At 46.9% G+C, this 16,347-nt stretch carries 20 protein-coding genes, 1 pseudogene and 1 other annotated feature; of the genes and pseudogenes, 7 read left to right on the top strand and 14 right to left on the bottom strand.

What is annotated here, in order from left to right:
• Nucleotides 1-15 precede the first annotated feature (15 nt).
• Nucleotides 16-144: a hypothetical protein gene (locus NQS30_RS13650; protein WP_007408761.1), complete on the top strand. Its 129-nt coding sequence runs from the start codon at nt 16-18 to the stop codon at nt 142-144.
• A 15-nt stretch (nt 145-159) separates the two neighbouring features.
• On the opposite strand, the gene NQS30_RS13645 is transcribed toward NQS30_RS13650, so the two are convergent.
• The 4 genes and pseudogenes from NQS30_RS13645 to NQS30_RS13635 all read right to left on the bottom strand — a co-directional run bounded on the left by NQS30_RS13645 (nt 160) and on the right by NQS30_RS13635 (nt 2,476).
• Complete coding sequence (locus NQS30_RS13645) at nt 160-912, bottom strand: SGNH/GDSL hydrolase family protein (protein ID WP_044801552.1); 753 nt, start codon at nt 910-912, stop codon at nt 160-162.
• A gap of 197 nt (nt 913-1,109) precedes the next feature.
• Nucleotides 1,110-1,337 carry a hypothetical protein gene (locus NQS30_RS13640; RefSeq protein WP_038462250.1) on the bottom strand — a complete coding sequence of 76 codons (228 nt, stop codon included), beginning with the start codon at nt 1,335-1,337 and terminating at the stop codon, nt 1,110-1,112.
• 47 nt (nt 1,338-1,384) lie between these two features.
• Nucleotides 1,385-1,435 (bottom strand): annotated as a pseudogene (locus NQS30_RS21430) (hypothetical protein); the annotation flags it as partial.
• Nucleotides 1,436-1,606: 171 nt separating this feature from the next.
• Nucleotides 1,607-2,476 (bottom strand): cation diffusion facilitator family transporter, encoded by an 870-nt coding sequence (locus NQS30_RS13635; protein WP_014418648.1) that lies wholly within the window; start codon nt 2,474-2,476, stop codon nt 1,607-1,609.
• A 222-nt stretch (nt 2,477-2,698) separates the two neighbouring features.
• Between NQS30_RS13635 and NQS30_RS13630 the strand changes: the two genes are divergently transcribed.
• The 3 genes from NQS30_RS13630 to NQS30_RS13620 all read left to right on the top strand — a co-directional run bounded on the left by NQS30_RS13630 (nt 2,699) and on the right by NQS30_RS13620 (nt 4,629).
• On the top strand, nt 2,699-3,505 hold the full coding sequence (locus tag NQS30_RS13630) for a TrmB family transcriptional regulator (RefSeq protein ID WP_007408765.1): 807 nt from the start codon (nt 2,699-2,701) through the stop codon (nt 3,503-3,505).
• A 72-nt stretch (nt 3,506-3,577) separates the two neighbouring features.
• Nucleotides 3,578-4,309 (top strand): AzlC family ABC transporter permease, encoded by a 732-nt coding sequence (locus NQS30_RS13625; protein WP_003152395.1) that lies wholly within the window; start codon nt 3,578-3,580, stop codon nt 4,307-4,309.
• Nucleotides 4,306-4,629 (top strand): AzlD domain-containing protein, encoded by a 324-nt coding sequence (locus tag NQS30_RS13620; RefSeq protein ID WP_007408767.1) that lies wholly within the window; start codon nt 4,306-4,308, stop codon nt 4,627-4,629. Before NQS30_RS13625 ends, NQS30_RS13620 begins: the two co-directional genes overlap by 4 nt.
• Nucleotides 4,630-4,669: 40 nt before the next feature.
• On the opposite strand, the gene sr7p is transcribed toward NQS30_RS13620, so the two are convergent.
• The 3 genes from sr7p to acsA all read right to left on the bottom strand — a co-directional run bounded on the left by sr7p (nt 4,670) and on the right by acsA (nt 8,235).
• Nucleotides 4,670-4,795: a small protein SR7P gene (gene sr7p / locus NQS30_RS13615; RefSeq protein WP_007408768.1), complete on the bottom strand. Its 126-nt coding sequence runs from the start codon at nt 4,793-4,795 to the stop codon at nt 4,670-4,672.
• 119 nt (nt 4,796-4,914) lie between these two features.
• On the bottom strand, nt 4,915-6,180 hold the full coding sequence (gene tyrS / locus NQS30_RS13610) for a tyrosine--tRNA ligase (RefSeq protein WP_007613147.1): 1,266 nt from the start codon (nt 6,178-6,180) through the stop codon (nt 4,915-4,917).
• A gap of 50 nt (nt 6,181-6,230) precedes the next feature.
• Nucleotides 6,231-6,463, bottom strand: a binding site (T-box leader).
• Nucleotides 6,464-6,516: 53 nt separating this feature from the next.
• Nucleotides 6,517-8,235: an acetate--CoA ligase gene (gene acsA, locus NQS30_RS13605; protein WP_007408770.1), complete on the bottom strand. Its 1,719-nt coding sequence runs from the start codon at nt 8,233-8,235 to the stop codon at nt 6,517-6,519.
• A 158-nt stretch (nt 8,236-8,393) separates the two neighbouring features.
• Here acsA and NQS30_RS13600 point away from each other — a divergent pair, with 158 nt between their 5' ends.
• The 3 genes from NQS30_RS13600 to NQS30_RS13590 are packed head-to-tail and all read left to right on the top strand — an operon-like array spanning nt 8,394 to nt 10,858.
• Nucleotides 8,394-9,026, top strand: a complete 633-nt coding sequence (locus NQS30_RS13600) for a GNAT family N-acetyltransferase (RefSeq protein ID WP_132105506.1) — start codon at nt 8,394-8,396, stop codon at nt 9,024-9,026.
• Nucleotides 9,027-9,050: 24 nt separating this feature from the next.
• A complete protein-coding gene (locus NQS30_RS13595) occupies nt 9,051-9,695 on the top strand; it encodes an acetoin utilization AcuB family protein (protein WP_007408772.1) in 645 nt (214 codons plus the stop codon).
• The gene (locus tag NQS30_RS13590) at nt 9,692-10,858 is read left to right on the top strand and encodes an acetoin utilization protein AcuC (protein ID WP_015240398.1); all 1,167 of its coding nucleotides are present in this window, start codon (nt 9,692-9,694) and stop codon (nt 10,856-10,858) included. Before NQS30_RS13595 ends, NQS30_RS13590 begins: the two co-directional genes overlap by 4 nt.
• A 9-nt stretch (nt 10,859-10,867) precedes the next feature.
• Here NQS30_RS13590 and motS read toward each other — a convergent pair whose 3' ends face one another.
• The 7 genes from motS to NQS30_RS13555 all read right to left on the bottom strand — a co-directional run bounded on the left by motS (nt 10,868) and on the right by NQS30_RS13555 (nt 16,247).
• Nucleotides 10,868-11,557 (bottom strand): flagellar motor protein MotS, encoded by a 690-nt coding sequence (motS, locus tag NQS30_RS13585; protein ID WP_007408774.1) that lies wholly within the window; start codon nt 11,555-11,557, stop codon nt 10,868-10,870.
• Complete coding sequence (motP, locus tag NQS30_RS13580; protein WP_218791327.1) at nt 11,547-12,362, bottom strand: flagellar motor protein MotP; 816 nt, start codon at nt 12,360-12,362, stop codon at nt 11,547-11,549. The genes motS and motP overlap by 11 nt, the downstream gene beginning before the upstream one ends.
• 68 nt (nt 12,363-12,430) lie before the next feature.
• Entirely contained in the window at nt 12,431-13,435 is a 1,005-nt protein-coding gene (gene ccpA, locus NQS30_RS13575; protein ID WP_015240399.1) for a catabolite control protein A, read from the bottom strand.
• Nucleotides 13,436-13,714: 279 nt separating this feature from the next.
• A complete protein-coding gene (locus tag NQS30_RS13570) occupies nt 13,715-14,791 on the bottom strand; it encodes a bifunctional 3-deoxy-7-phosphoheptulonate synthase/chorismate mutase (protein WP_003152383.1) in 1,077 nt (358 codons plus the stop codon).
• 235 nt (nt 14,792-15,026) lie between these two features.
• Entirely contained in the window at nt 15,027-15,353 is a 327-nt protein-coding gene (ytxJ, locus tag NQS30_RS13565) for a bacillithiol system redox-active protein YtxJ (protein ID WP_025285121.1), read from the bottom strand.
• A 25-nt stretch (nt 15,354-15,378) separates the two neighbouring features.
• Complete coding sequence (locus NQS30_RS13560; RefSeq protein ID WP_003152380.1) at nt 15,379-15,792, bottom strand: YtxH domain-containing protein; 414 nt, start codon at nt 15,790-15,792, stop codon at nt 15,379-15,381.
• A 32-nt stretch (nt 15,793-15,824) separates the two neighbouring features.
• On the bottom strand, nt 15,825-16,247 hold the full coding sequence (locus tag NQS30_RS13555) for a DUF948 domain-containing protein (RefSeq protein ID WP_007408777.1): 423 nt from the start codon (nt 16,245-16,247) through the stop codon (nt 15,825-15,827).
• Nucleotides 16,248-16,347: the final 100 nt, after the last annotated feature.

Here is a 16,347-nt window from a genome sequence, read left to right as displayed (position 1 = left end):
GACAGGAGGTTCGCTATGTGGATGATCATTTTGCTGCTTATCATTTTAATCGGTTTTACCGGTAATATCGTCTCGCTTTTGAGAGCGCAAAAACACGCATCTCAAAGAATAATTGAGCTTTTAGAAAAGCAAAGCCGAAAATAATCTGTTAGCGCTGTGTTACCCATAATAGTAATAATAATTCCGGCAGATTTCCTGAAATATGATTTGATGCCCTTTCTCGTTCGGATGAAGACCTTCTGACATGCACATGCTGCGGAAAGCGGGATTATACGGGTCGATGAGATCAGTATCAAACAGATCGGCATATGGTACAGAGAGGAGTGTGCAGGCTTCTTTTTGGGCTTTCACATAGTCAGCCAGCTTCAGGCCCAGTTTATTTTTATCAGTATCACGGCGGACGATTTTTCCTTTTGATATTTTTGCTTGTCTCGTTGGGGTCACCACAATGATGCTCGCGCCTTTATTTCCGCTCCGCAGCTGCTGGATCACTTGGCAGAAGCCTCCGTAAAATGTGGTGATATCCTTTTCATCTGTGCCGATGGGAATGTGGTTGCACCAATCATCATCAGTTCCCTGGACAATGATGACATCATGTCCCTTTGTTTTAAGCGCCTGCTGATAAATGTTATCGCTTCCGTTGTTGCTCATATTAACGCCGCTGACAGACAGATTGGTTATTTCAGCGTTTGTCCGGTCTTTCAGAATGTCACCAAAGCCGTATTCCGCACGCAGCCCCCGGGCGACGCTGTCACCTAAGATCGCGATTTTTGAAGCCTTCCGCAGCCTGCTTATGCTGATGAAGTCAACGCTGATATGCCCGCTGTCCGTGATATGCAAAAGCTTGCTGCTTATGTTTGGCAAAGAGACTGTCTTTCCTTCAGAGTTATAAAAATCCTCATTCAGCTTCATTCGGCGTCATCCCTTCCTTTTTATCCTCCGGCATCTTTTTTGGCATGAAAAACGGACACGAACAAACAGCGCCATGTTGTCAGTTCAGTGTCCGCAGATGATGATACCGGATCTTTTATGCAGTTCTCTTGCCATTATAGCAGATCCCCGTTACTTGTAATAGAGTCTGCAGTCAGCATTTAAAACAGCGTTTGCGGCTACGTTTTTGATGAGACCGTCTGCTGCGGGAACGGTGTGTCCGGCGATGCGTCCGTCTTCTGCTGCGGGAACGGTGTGTCCGGTGATGCGTCCGTCTTCTGCTGCGGGAACGGTGTGTCCGGTGATGCGTCCGTCTTCTGCTGCGGGAACGGTGTGTCCGGTGATGCGTCCGTCTTCTGCTGCGAGAACGGTGTGTCCGTTTTCTGCTGCGGGAACGGCGCGAACATTTTTTAGAAACCGGTTCTTGGTATAAATACTCCCCTAAACCTTCTCTTTCCGCAACGGCAACTCCATGTTCAATTTCTTTAACAGAAATAGCGTTCAATTCTGTTCACCTCCCTTTTTCTTTACAACATAACGTATGAAATGAACCCCTCACGTGTATAAGCTTCTCTCTCATATGAGCGAGAAATAGTCATTTATACAACAAAAAGACCCGTGGGAACGGGCCTTTTGCAGGCATTTTGCCGGGAACAAACGCAAACTTAAGATCGATTTATTTCTTCCTCTCGCTCTCCGGCTCGGGGTGAATCATTACCTGTGCTTGTTTGAATTCATTCGTAATATCTCTTTCAATGCGGTCACACAGGTCATGCACGTCTTTAATCGTCACGTGAGAGGCTACGACCAGGTGAAAATCAATATACTCCTGCGGGCCGGAGCGTCTTGTACGAAAATCGTGAATTTCAATAAATTCCTGTTGAAATGTTTCAATAATCTTTAAAATTGTTTTTTCTTCCTCTTCCGACAAACGGGTATCAATCAGCGGCGGGAATGCTTCTTTCATTAACTTAAACGCTTCATATATGATATACACCGCCAGCACCATACCTATAATGGGATCAAGTATGTACCACTCCGTTACGGTAACGACCAAAAGGCTTGCCGCTACGCCTAATGATGTGTACACGTCAGTCAGTAAATGCAGGGCATTTGATTTCATTGCCACGGAATTAACCTTTTCGGCTTCTCTTTTTACGAACTTCGAAACGATCAAATTAATGAGAGCCCCCGCAAGCATCACAACAATTCCCAATACAGGCAGATGAACCGGCGCCGGGTTGACCAGTTTTTGAACGCATTCATATATCATCCAAATCCCTGCCGCAAAAATCAGAATCGTCTCGATAGTCCCCGACAGATTCTCGACTTTTCCATGACCGTACGGATGCCCTGTATCAGCCGGCTTTTTTGAAATCCTGACGGAGATAAAGGCGATGAAGGCGGCGATCAAATCTAAAAAAGAATGAATGGCTTCAGAAAGTATCGCGACAGATCCGGTTATGATCCCCACCACTATTTTGAGCATGACGACCAGGGAATTGCTTATAACCGATAAAAAAGCGATTTTAGAGGTGTTTTCCACCGTGATCCTCCTCTTTTTAACTTCTTGAATTTATCGTATCAAACGGCATTCGTGTGGGTCTACGGCAACGTTTTTCACAAAAGCCATACATGTAACTCACCATAAACTAAGTTGGAAAGCGACAAAACAGGCGTTTCTTTCTTTCAGCACTCAAGTCCCATTGACAAGATATAACCGCTTACATTATAGTAGTTTCATGAATAACCACTACGGAGGATGTTTATGGAGGATGTTCTGAAAGAATTACAGAAATTTGGATTTTCTCAATATGAATGTAAAGCATATATCGGCTTGTTGAAACACTCGCCTGTTACCGGATATGAAATCAGCAAAAGGTCAGGCGTTCCCCGCTCAATGATCTATGAGGTATTGGGGAAATTAGTTGATAAAGGCGCTGTCCATATTGTGCCGTCTGATCCGGTTACATATGCTCCGCTTGCCGGAAAGGAATTAATCGACCGGCTCCGGCATGATTTCGAGAGTTCATTCGGCTACCTTGAGGAAAAGTTATTGGCGCTGGAAAGCGAGCAGGAGATGAATGTCATCCGCCGCATCAGCACGAATGATCATGTCATCAATGAGATGAAGGATATGATTGAAAAAGCCGAGGAAGAGTTGTGGCTGTCTGTTTGGGAACAGCAGATTCCCTTTATTCAAGAAGCCGCTAACAAACGCGCCGCCGAACAATTGCCCGTCTTTTCGATTGTGTTCGGCCCTCCGGAAGTGAAGCTCGGAAATACGACAAATCATAATATGTCTCCTGAAGTGGCGGAGAAACGGATGGGCGGAAGATTAACGATAGCTGCCCGCGATAATAAAGAAGTCTTAATCGCCAATTTTTCTCCGCAGACGAATGCCTGGGCCATTAAATCAGAAGATCCCGCTCTCGTTCTCGTGGCTATGGAATATATGAGGCACGATCTGATGTTCGCGGAGCTTGTGAAAGAAGTCGGGGCTGAGAAAGTTGAAGGCCTGATGAAACAAAACCATTCGTTATTTCATGTCGTCACCGGAAATCGGTTCATATAAATATGAACCGTATTTTCTTTGATTTTTTCATTAGTCGTTATCATTATAATCTCTATGAAAGGAGTATAAAAAATGATTAACACAGAAGTCCAAAAAACCGCCGTTTCCCGGGAAATGAACGATACGTTTTTACAGGGGGTGCGGGATTGTGTGCCTACGCTGCTGGGCTATATGAGCATCGGTTTTGCTTTCGGCATCGTTGGCGTTGCCTCTCATCTAAGCATTCTTGAAATTTGTTTGTTATCTTTGTGTGTCTATGCCGGCGCCGCCCAATTTATTATTTGCTCGCTCCTTGTTTCCGGGAGTCCGATTTCCGCCATTATTTTAACGACGTTTATCGTCAATCTGCGGCACCTTCTGCTGAGCCTGACCATCGCGCCGTATTTCACGAAATACTCTTTGGCGAAAAATATCGGTTTCGGGGCTTTGCTTACTGACGAATCTTTCGGGGTAGCGGTGAACAAAGCGGCTCAGAACGGCAGGTTATACGATAAATGGATGAACGGCCTCAATATAACCGCTTACATGTGCTGGGTTATTTCCTGCGTGATGGGCGGGCTTCTCGGACAATGGATATCTGATCCTTACGCGCTCGGCCTGGACTTTGCTTTGCCCGCTATGTTTGCGGCGCTGCTTGTGCTGCAATTGCAATCGTCCGCTTCGGAAAAGCTGAAGCACAGCCTCTCCTTAATTCTCTATATGATCATTTTTATGGTCTTGTTATCGTATTTCGTCCCGTCACACATCGCGGTCATCGTCTCAACCGTGATTGTGGCAACGATCGGGGTGGTGACGGACAAATGAGCATCAGCACACAAATGATCTGGATTATACTCGGCTGCATGATTGTTACACTTGTGCCGCGCATTGTTCCGTTTATATTTGTCCGGAACATTCAGATGCCTGAGTTGGCTTTAAAATGGCTCTCCTTTATTCCGCTTTGTATTTTGACGGCTCTGGTAACGGAAAGCATGATTGTGAAAACAAACAGCGCTTTGACCTTTGATTGGAAAGCAATGATCGTTCTCATCCCGACATTGCTTTGCGCGATGCGGACAAAAAGCTTATCCATCACGGTCATCACAGGAGTCGTGCTGATGGCCGCCGTCAGGCTGATATGGTGACAATCAAAAGCCTCCATTCCGCAGAATGGAGGCTTTACCTTTATGATGTCGGATTTTCTTCTTCCGTCTCTGATTCCTCGGCTTTGGCTTCGGCGTTTATGCTTTGCTGCTGTTCCCAATGATCCCGCTGCAATCTTTCTTTTGCGATGGTAAACATGAAATTCACGGCGCAGCACCCCTTCCCTGTTTTGCTTATACTATGTACTGTACTCATTTCCCCGTGCAGTATTCACAAAACATAAAAAAGCAGCCTGCCGCATTGAGCGGCCGGACTGCTTTTTATTTTCAGTACGTGATCAGGAAGTATTTTTTCTTTCCGCGGCGCAGTACGGTAAATTGATCTTCAATGCGGTCTTCCGCAGTCAGAAGATGCCCGATGTCCGTCTGGCGCTCGCCGTTAATGTAAACAGCTCCGTTTTGAATGTCTTCGCGGGCCTGCCGTTTTGAAGGCGACAATTTAGATTCCACAAGCACGTCTACTAAAGACAGTTCTTCAGAGCGGTCTTTTTCAAACGAAGGTACATCTTTAAATCCTACCTTGACGTCTTGAGCGGAAAGCTCTTTAATATTGCCGCTGAACAGCGCCTGGGAGATATGAACGGCCTGCTCAAGCGCTTCGCGGCCGTGTACAAGAACAGTCACCTCTTCAGCGAGACGTTTCTGCGCTTCTCTTTTCTCAGGAGCAGTCTCCGTTTTTTCAGCATAAGCTTCAATTTCCTCTTTTGATAAGAAAGTAAAGTATTTTAAGTATTTGACGACGTCGCGGTCATCTGTATTGATCCAGAACTGGTAGAATTCGTACGGCGATGTTTTTTCTTTATCAAGCCAAATGGCGCCGCCTTCCGTTTTGCCGAATTTCGTGCCGTCAGCTTTTGTGACGAGCGGAATGGTAAGACCGAAAGCTTTCGCCCCTTCTTCTTCTGATTTTCTGATCAGTTCAAGACCGGCCGTGATGTTGCCCCACTGGTCACTGCCTCCGATTTGGAGTTTGCAGTTCTTTTCTCTGTACAGATTCAGAAAATCGTAGGATTGCAGGATCATGTAGCTGAATTCCGTGTAAGAAATTCCGGTTTCAATTCTTGAGCTTACAGTATCTTTCGCAAGCATGTAGTTAATTCCGAAGTTCTTTCCGACGTCACGGAGAAATTCAATAATGCTCAGCTTTCCGATCCAGTCAAAGTTGTTCGCTATGACAGCGGGGTTTTCTCCGGCCTCGAAATCTAAAAATCGTGAAAGCTGATTTTTAATTTTTTGCGACCATTCGACAACGATATCCTGAGTATTTAACGTACGTTCCGCTTTTTTGCCGCTCGGATCGCCGATCAGTCCCGTCGCACCGCCTACAAGCGCAATCGGATGGTGGCCTGCAAGCTGGAAACGGCGCAGTGTCAATATCGGCAGAAGGTGTCCGATGTGCAGGCTGTCAGCCGTCGGGTCAAACCCTGAGTATAAACGGATTTTTTCCTCGTTCAGCTGTTTATTCAGTCCTTCTTCATCCGTCATTTGCTGGATTAAGCCGCGGAATGATAAATCCTCTAATAAGTTAGTCATTTTGTCTGCTCCTTTGTTTATGAAAATAAAAAACGCCCCTTCGTTTAAAACGAAGGGACGATATAATCGCGGTACCACCCTACTAATAAAAGCATAAAAAAGCTTTTATCACTCTTTTTGATAACGGACCGTGTCCGTTCTTTCACTACTGAAAGCCTTGGAATGGCTTTGTTCGCAAAAGCGGTTCATGAGTGTATTCGGCATATCTTATGTGCTGATTTTCACCGGCCATCAGCTCTCTTGAACAATCAGATACCCTACTTGTCTCAATCAAAACCTTTTCGTATGAAGCTTACTCATTTTTAACATAAATAAGATACGATGTCAACGCCGTCTTTAATCTTCCATTGTGGACAAGTCGCCTGCCGGCAGGTTCAGCTCCCACGCCTTCAGCACACGTCTCATGATTTTTCCGCTCCGTGTTTTCGGAAGTTTATCTTTGAATTCAATTTCCCGCGGTGCGGCATGCGCGGCAAGCCCCTGTTTTACAAAGAGGCGAATGTCCTCCTTCAGCTGATCGGATGGCTCATGCCCTTCTCTGAGCGCGATAAATGCTTTAATAATTTCTCCCCGGACAGGGTCCGGCTTTCCGATGACGCCGGCTTCGGCAATCGCCGGATGTTCAACAAGTTTGCTTTCGACTTCAAACGGGCCGACGCGCTCGCCGGATGTCATGATGACATCATCGACTCTGCCTTGGAACCAGAAATAACCGTCTTCATCCATATAAGCAGAATCTCCGGAAACATACCAGCCGCCCGGCATGAAATAAGAATCATATTTCTCTTTGTTGTTCCAAATGGAATCCATCATCGACGGCCAGCCCTTTTTAATGGCGAGATTTCCCATTCGGTACGGCGGAAGCTCATTTCCCTGATTGTCAACGATCGCCGCTTCCACTCCCGGAATCGGTTTCCCCATTGAACCCGGCTTGATCTCCATGCAAGGATAATTGCAAATGAGCTGTCCGCCCGTTTCTGTCATCCACCACGTGTCGTGGATGCGCTTGCCGAATACTTTATGTCCCCACTTGATGACCTCGGGGTTCAAAGGTTCTCCGACACTCAGGACGTGACGAAGTGAAGTAAGGTCAAATTTGGATGCCATTTCATCTCCGGCGCCCATAAGCATTCTGAAAGCCGTCGGAGCGCTGTACCAGACGCTGACACCGAGCTTCTCGATCGTGCCGTACCAGTTTTCCGGACTGAATCTGCCGCCGACGATTACATTCGCCGCTCCGTTCAGCCACGGCGCAAATATCCCGTACACCGTCCCGGTCACCCAGCCCGGGTCCGCAGTGCACCAGTAAATATCGTCTTCTTTAAGATCAAGCACCCACTTGCCGGTCTGGTATTGCTGAATCATGGCTTCATGAACGTGGAGCACACCTTTAGGCGTTCCGGTAGATCCTGATGTGTAGTGAAGCAGGTAGCCGTCTCTTCTGTCCATCCATTCAATATCAAGTCTCGTGCTTTCTCCCTCAGCCGCTTTATCATAATGAATGATTTTATCTCCCGCTTCTTTGCTGCCGCCGACAATGAAAATATGCTCGAGGTCGGGCAGGCTGTCCGCCGGAATCCGTTCGGCCAGTTCAGGTGTTGTCACGACAACCTTTGCCTGGCTGTTCAAGAGGCGGTCTTTGACGGCGCCTTCCATAAATGCTTCAAATAAAGGACCGGCGATCGCACCGATTTTAATTGCGCCGAGCATGATAAAGTAAAGCTCCGGCGAACGCGGCATGAAAATAAAAACGCGGTCCCCTTTTTCCACGTTTCCATACCGTCTCAGTACATTTCCCGCCCGGTTCGATTCCTCCATCATTTCTTTAAATGTGTATTTTTCATCCCGGTTTGCGTCCTTGTAATATAGCGCTACTTTGTTTTTTCGAAATGATTCGGCATGACGGTCAATCGCTTCGTACGCCGCATTCAGCTTCCCCGTCTGATGCCAGGAAAATGCAGCTTCGACCTCTTTCCAATCGAAGCTGCGGTACGTTTCCTCATAATTTCGCAGATGATAATTCCCCTTTTCCGCCGGCAACGCTTTCAAATTCATGCAACATCCCCCTTTGCTTATCTATAGACTAATTATAGTAGATGTTCACAGTTTTCTCAATTTTTAAAATATAAATTACAACACTATTGAAAACGCTTTATATTTTGTTATGCTTAAAAGAGATGTGTTTTTATTAAGAACCGACAGGCGGTGAATCAGTGAAACATCATAAAACGTACCATTCTTCAACAATTCAGACAGCAGCCGGCCCTCTTTTGGTAGAAGGGCCCGTTCCTCCAGAGGACCTAGCACAGTATGAGTTTCATGAAGGCCTGACAGCCTTTCGCCTTCCTCATGAACAGCACAAAGCGTTAATCGAGATCGCCGGGCTTCCTGAAGGTCGGATCATTATTGCCAGGGACGGACAGACGATTATCGGCTATGTGACGTATTTATATCCTGATCCGCTTGAACGGTGGTCTGACGGAAATATGGAAGACCTCCTTGAACTCGGGGCGATCGAGGTCGCTCCCGGCTACAGGGGCTGTTCTGTCGGAAAAACTTTGCTGACAGTCAGCATGATGGATGAACAGATGGAACGGTACATCATCATGACGACGGAATATTACTGGCATTGGGATTTAAAAGGAATGAAAAAAGATGTGTGGGAATACAGAAAGATCATGGAAAAGATGATGAATGCCGGGGGTCTTGTCTGGTTCGCAACGGATGAACCGGAAATCAGCTCTCATCCGGCCAATTGTCTGATGGCCCGCATCGGCAGGCACGTCAGTCAGGAGTCAATTGAACAGTTCGACAGGCTTCGTTTTTATCAGCGATTTATGTATTGACTGACATACAAAGGGGATAAAAAGATGATTGCAGAACAAATCATGAAACGGGACGTCATCACCGTCTCAAAACACGACTCCATTGAAACAGCCGTCCGTAAAATGAAGATATATCATATCCGCCATCTCCCTGTCATCGACGACGAGCTGCACGTCATCGGTATTGTCACAGACAGAGACATTAAACAGGCCGGCCCCGGCAGCTTTGAACAAAAGGAACGCGGCGCGTTTCTGACAAACAAAGTGGAGACCATTATGAAGCGCAATGTCATCTGCGCCCATCCGCTTGACTTTGTGGAAGAAATATCCGCTTCCTTTTATGAGCACGGCATCGGCTGTCTGCCGATTACGGTAAACCATAAGCTGACGGGCATTTTAACGAAAACCGACGTGCTCCGGACTTTCGTCAGCCTGACAGGCGCGGCCCAGCCGGGATCACAGGTGGAAATCCTGGTGACGGATATGACAAAAAGCCTTGCTGATCTCAGCTGCATGTGCCGTGATCTTCAGCTGCAAATCCTGAGTGTGCTCGTCTATCCCCATGAGTCCGCCGGGTCGAACATTCTCGTCTTCCGGGTGAAGACGATGAATCCGCTCCCTTTTATCCGTGCCGTTCAAGAAGCCGGATACAATGTCTTATGGCCGAAACATTTGAGGGATCAGCCATGAGAGACAGCGTTTTTGTTTACTCGCCTTCTTATCAGACGTATCAATTTCATCAGGAACATCCGTTCAATCAGCGTCGTGTGCTTTTAACATACGATCTGCTTCAGGCGGCGGATGCGTTTGACGAAGGAGATATCGTCACACCGCGCACGGCCGCTAAAGAAGAGCTGGCTCTCGTTCATACGGAGGATTATATACAGGCGGTGGAACTAGCGGGTGCGGGCCGGCTCCCTGCCGCAGAAGGAGAAAGCTACGGTCTCGGAACGGAAGACACCCCCGTTTTTGCCGGCATGCATGAAGCCGCGTCACTTCTGGTGGGCGGCACCTTAACGGCGGCTGATTATGTCATGACGGGACAAGCTAGCCACGCCTGCAATTTAGGAGGCGGCCTTCACCACGGCTTCCGCGGCAGGGCCTCAGGCTTTTGTATCTATAATGACAGCGCCGTGGCCATCCAATACATCCAGAAGAACTACGGGGCAAAAGTGTTATACATTGATACAGACGCTCATCACGGCGACGGCGTTCAATTTACGTTTTACGACAGGTCTGATGTCTGCACTGTTTCTTTTCACGAGACCGGGCGTTATTTATTTCCCGGGACGGGACAGGTACTGGAAAAAGGAAGCGGGCAGGGCTACGGCTATTCTTTTAACATTCCGCTGGACGCTTTCACAGAGGACGATTCCTTTCTTCACGCTTACAATACGGCCGCCTCAGAAATCGCGGCTTTTTTCAAGCCGGATGTGATTCTTACCCAAAACGGTGCGGACGCCCATTATTACGACCCATTGACACACCTGTCCAATACAATCTCCATTTATCAGGAGATCCCGCGGCTTGCTCATTCATTAGCCCATCAATATTGCAGCGGCAGATGGATCGCGGTCGGCGGCGGCGGATACGATATTTGGAGAGTCGTCCCGAGAGCGTGGAGCCGCATTTGGCTTGAGATGAAAGGGATTGATCCCGGGGAGCGCATACCGCAGAAATGGATTGATAAATGGCAGAAGCACTCCCCCTGCACGTTGCCCGCTTTTTGGAGTGATCCTGAACAATTATATCCTCCGATTCCCCGCAAAGAAGAAATTTCAGAAAAAAATGCCCAAACCGTGGAAAAAGCACTTTTTGCCATCCGGTCTGAGCAGCGGTATAAAACTAAATAAAAAACGACCTTATGAGGAGGTCGTTTTTTTGATCACAATTTCTACACGGCGGTTTTCTTTCATATGTCCGGGACTTTTGTTGTCCTTCACAGGTTTCGTATCCGCATACCCGGCAGAGATAAACCGTTTGGCGGAAAAGTCTTCATTCGCGGTAAAATACCGGATCACACTCGCCGCTCTTGCAGACGACAGCTCCCAATTTGACGGAAATTGATAGGTGGAAATCCGGCGGCTGTCCGTATGGCCTTCTACCTGTATGTCATTCGGAATTGTTTTTAAAAGCACCGCGATCTGATGCAGAACCGGCTCGGCGTTTTTCAGCACATCCGCTTTTCCCGTCTGAAACAGAACGGCCTCCTGCAGCACCAGAACCACTCCGCGCTCATCGCGCTTCGCCGTCAATTTCGAACTCAAATGATGCGCTTTTATGTATGTCTTCACGTTTTGTAACAGCAAATCCTGTTCTTTATTTTCGTTTGCTTTGTCTGATGACGCCGGTTCACCCCCGCTGCCTTTTGTATGAATCGATGAAACGGCAGATTGAAATTTTTCCGCGTCTATTTGCGACATCGAAAAAAGCAATATAAAGAACACGAGAATGAGCGTGATCAAGTCAGCGAACGTCACCATCCATCTCGGTGAACCGCCGGAATGTTCCGGTTTGTTTCTTCTTTCAAAACGCTCTTTTCTAAGCTTCATGGACAGCGCCCTTTTTCTTGTTCGCAGGCTGTCCTTTACGCCAGTCTTCTCTTGAGCTGAAGACGACGAGCTGACTTTCGAGGTTGCGGGGATTTTTGCCCGATTGGATGCCGACAACCCCTTCGATCATGACCTGTTTGATGAAAATTTCACTTTCCGTTTTTTCTTCAAGCTTTGCCGCGATTGGGATAAATACCAAGTTGGCAAGCAGCGCTCCGTACAGCGTCGTCAATAGCGAAACGGCCATGTTCGGTCCGAGGGTATGCGGGTCATTTAAGTTTTTGAGCATGAGAACGAGTCCGACGAGCGTCCCGATCATTCCCCAGGCGGGTGCGAAATCACCGGCTTTTTCAAAAACGCGTCTTCCTTTTCTGTGTCTTTCTTCCATCGCGGCGATCTCAGAATCCATCACCAGCCGGATCGTTTCCTCGTCCCAGCCGTCAATCGCAAGCAAAAGCCCTTTTTTTAAAAACGGATCCTTGATCTCACGCGCCTGGTCATCCAGAGACAGAAGCCCCTGCCTGCGCGCCTGCTCCGAAAGGCTGACAAATACTCTGACAAGCTCTTTCACATTGTCATCCTGACGGGAGAATACCTGTTTCAGTACAGAAGGGGTTTTCTTTAAATCCCTCGGCGGAAAGCTGATAAAGATCGCCGCAGCAAGGCCGCCTGTGACGATTAAAAAAGAAGTCAGATCTAAAAATGAACTGATTCCCGCCAGTCCCGTCCCTGACAGAATACCGATTGCGACAATAATACAGCCTAACATAAAGCCAACGGGCGTCAGATAATCAAAACGTTTCATATCTTCTCCTTACTCAAGTAAAAAAGCAAGATTCCACCCCTCAGAGTGAAGCTTGCTTTTCCGTTTTTTTATGACTTGGTTGATTGTCTTAATTCGATGCGGTGAGGCAATTCGACGATCTGCTCTTCAACCGGCTCTTTGTTCATCAGTTTTGTCAAAAGTCTCATCGCCACGGCGCCGATATCGTACGTAGGCTGCACGACTGTTGAAAGCTGAGGGCGGACCATCAGGCTCAATCTCGTATTGTCAAAACCGATAATATCAAGATCATCAGGAATCGAAAGACCTTGATCTTGGGCCGCATGGATAATGCCGAGGGCCATTTCATCCGTCGCAGAAAGAATCGCCGTCGGTTTCCGGTCAAGGCCCATCAAGCTTTGAAGCGCCTCCATACCGGAATCATAGGTGTAATCGCCTTCCGCTACGAATTGCTCGTTAAACGGAATCGCCGCTTCTTCAAGCGCCCGTTTGTACCCTTGCAGTTTTTTCGAACGGTTGATCGGCTCTTGCATCGGTCCGGAGACGAGTGCAATATCGCGATGCCCTTTATCAATGAAAAGCTTAACGGCATCATAAATCGCCTGTTCATAATCAATGGCGACAGAAGGCGTCTCGCCCTGTTCTTCCACTGATGCCGCCAAGACGATCGGCACAGGAGAGCGCTTAAATTCTTCGACATGCTCGTCCGTAATGTTGCCGCCCATAAATACGATACCGTCCACTTGTTTGCCGAGCATCGTATTTAACAGATGCAGTTCTTTCTCAAGATTTTGGTCCGAGTTGCTTAAAATAATATTATATTTGTACATCGTCGCGATATCTTCAATTCCACGCGCAAGTTCAGAGTAGAAAATGCTTGAGATATCAGGGATGATGACGCCGACCGTAGTCGTTTTTTTGCTTGCAAGCCCTCTTGCCACCGCATTCGGGCGATAGCCGAGCCGGTCAATGGCTTCCAATACTTTTTTTCTGGTCGTCGGTTTTACATTCGGGTTGCCGTTCACGACGCGGGAAACAGTCGCCATACTGACATTTGCTTCTCTGGCCACATCGTATATCGTAATGTTGCTCACTGAAACCACTCCTTTTACTGGATACACTTATCCTTATCTATAGCATAAACACTTTATGTAAAGAAATGTCGTACGATTTCGCATTCTGTCGTTTATGATTGTAAGCGTAAGTCAGTAGTGTACATTATTTTTCATTATTCATCAAATTTAAATATCTCTCATGAAATTATACACGTTTTTCCCAGTGATGAAAACGTTCACTTTCATTTTATAATTAAATAAAATGAAGATACGAAAAAAAAGCCGCGCGTGGCGGCCTTTAAAGAGCGGAACGTTGTATTATGCTTTTACTTTCAGCATTGGCTTTAATTCGTTCAGCCATTTCTCGAATTCAGGTATATCCATCTGCTGCGCAGAGTCTGAAAGGGCAACGGAAGGATCAGGGTGAACTTCGGCCATCACGCCGTCAGCGCCGATCGCAAGCGCCGCTTTTGCTGTCGGAAGCAGGAGATCGCGGCGGCCTGTTGAATGTGTGACGTCAACAAACACCGGCAAGTGAGTTTCCTGTTTCAAAATCGGCACGGCAGAAATGTCGAGTGTGTTTCTCGTTGCCGTTTCGTACGTTCTGATACCGCGCTCACAAAGAATGATTTGGTCGTTTCCTTGTGACATGATGTATTCAGCTGCATTGATGAACTCTGAAATTGTTGCAGCAAGACCGCGTTTTAACAATACCGGCTTTTTAACGGAACCGGCGGCTTTCAGCAATTCAAAGTTTTGCATGTTCCGCGCGCCGATCTGAATGACGTCAATGTAATCAATCGCTTGCTCAATGTGGGCGGGCGTTACGATTTCACTGATCACCGCGAGGTCATATTCATCAGCGACACGTTTAAGAATTTGCAGGCCTTCTACGCCGAGACCTTGGAAATCATACGGACTTGTGCGGGGTTTAAACGCGCCCCCGCGCAGGATTTTAATGCCTTGTTTTTTCGCTGCGGCCGCGACTTCGGCAACCTGCTCATAGCTTTCGACGGCACAAGGTCCGACGATGAATCTCTGATCGCCGTCACCGATTTTTTCACCTTTAATATCAACGATCGTATCTTCTGCTTTTTTCTTCCGGGAGACGAGCAACGCTTTGCTGTGATCCTCTTCTTGAAGTTCAAGTCCGGCTTTGAAAATTTCTTTGAAAATATGCTGGATCGTTGAGTTTTCAAATGGGCCGTCATTGCTTTCAATTATGCGGTTAAGCATTGTACGCTCTCTGACAGGGTCAAATCGGTTGACACCCTGTGCTTCCTTTGCTTTACCGATTTCTTTTACAACGGCTCCGCGTTCATTGATTAATTTAAGGATTTCTAAGTTTAGTGCGTCTGCCTGCTGTCTTAGGCTCTCTAATTCCTTGTTGCTCATCTTTTTCATCCCTTCTATGCTATGTTTTATTTTAATGGTTAACATGCATCTTACTACAGTTATGCGAAAATAGGAATATGAAATAATAAATTTTTTCACATTCGGCTTTATCACAAAAACGCTTTTAAGCTTTTATGCGTTGAAGCGGTATATATTGATATCCTACATGATCCGGCTGAAATGATCAATAGTTTTTTTCAAAAAAAAAACCGCCGGTATCAACCGGCGGCCAGCATTATGAAAGGTGCTGCTCTATTGCGTTTTTTGTGATTTGTGAATGAGACGCGTGCCATTTCACTTCGCCGTTTGCAATGACGAATACTTGCGGGCTTTCATGTTTCACGCCGTATGTCTCGGCGATATAGTTTGAAAGCGGCCGGCTGTCCTGCACCTGCAGGTAATAAGAAGGCACTTCCGAATGCTCCGATGCAAAGGCGTCAAACTCCTGAAACGCGGCTTGGCTGATCGGGCAGGTTGTGCTGTGTTTCAAAAACACCAGCTTGTTTTCTTTCTCAGCGGCATTTTTGAACTCTTCTTCAGACGATATCAGCTGTTTTGTCATGTCGGTTATCTCTCCTTATTGAAGATCAGCGATTTGCCTGACCGGCTTTTTCCCCGGCGTCTTCCGCTTCGGCCTTGATGCTTTGGGCCGTGTCCTGCATTTCGCTTCTCGTCTCTTCGGCTTTCTCGGTTAGTGTGCTCTTAGAACGGTCTTTTAAATCCTTCACTTTATTCATAATCTGGCCTGACTGATCAGCTACCAGCTGGGTGATATTAGATGTTTTGTCCTTGGCGATGCTGACATATTGAGAGCCTTTTTCTTTCGCGTCGGCCGTCATTCTGTCCGTCTTATCCTTTAACGCAGAAGCCTGACTGCCGAGATCGTCGCGCAGCTCCTTACCTGATTTAGGCGCCAGAAACAACGCCGTTGTCGCGCCGATAATTCCCCCGATCAGCGTTCCGATTAAAAAATCCTTACTATTGATTCCATCTTTGCTCATTATGATTCCTCCTTAGTGGATTTTTCTTATGATTAAAGCGATGTTTTTTTCTTTTGCTTCCACTTGTCCCATATTTCCATAGCGGCCTGGCTCCAGGTGACAACCTGACTGATCTTATCCTGATTCTCTCTTACAGAGGCCGTAACGGAACCTGCTGCCTGCTTTATGGATGTATTAAACTGCTGGACGGAAGTTCCCACTTCCTGGACAGCATGGACAACCGTATTTAATTTCTCTGACTTTTCCTGAATGTCTTCCGCGAGACGGTTTGTCTTATGTAACAGCTCGGTTGTCTCTGCGGTAATGCCTTTCATCTGCCCTTCAAGGCCGTCTAAAGTCGAGGCAACGTTTGTTAAAGTCATCTGCACGGACTTTAATGTTTTGGACAGATAGATGACGAGGATGAGAAATGCAACGGCAATGAGTGCGACGCTTAAGTAAAGAATGATGATCATCTAATACCTCCTTAATGCAGGATATAGTGGTATATACCCAATTCTTAAAATGATAAACATATATGAAAGATCTGTATGTATACTATTTCTCCGTTTCTCG

The organism is Bacillus sp. B1(2022), assembly GCF_040259625.1.
GTDB classification, from domain to species: Bacteria; Bacillota; Bacilli; order Bacillales; family Bacillaceae; genus Bacillus; species Bacillus velezensis.
The sequence above is the reverse complement of the archived record's forward strand: the minus strand, read 5'-3'. Positions and strand labels throughout refer to the sequence as shown.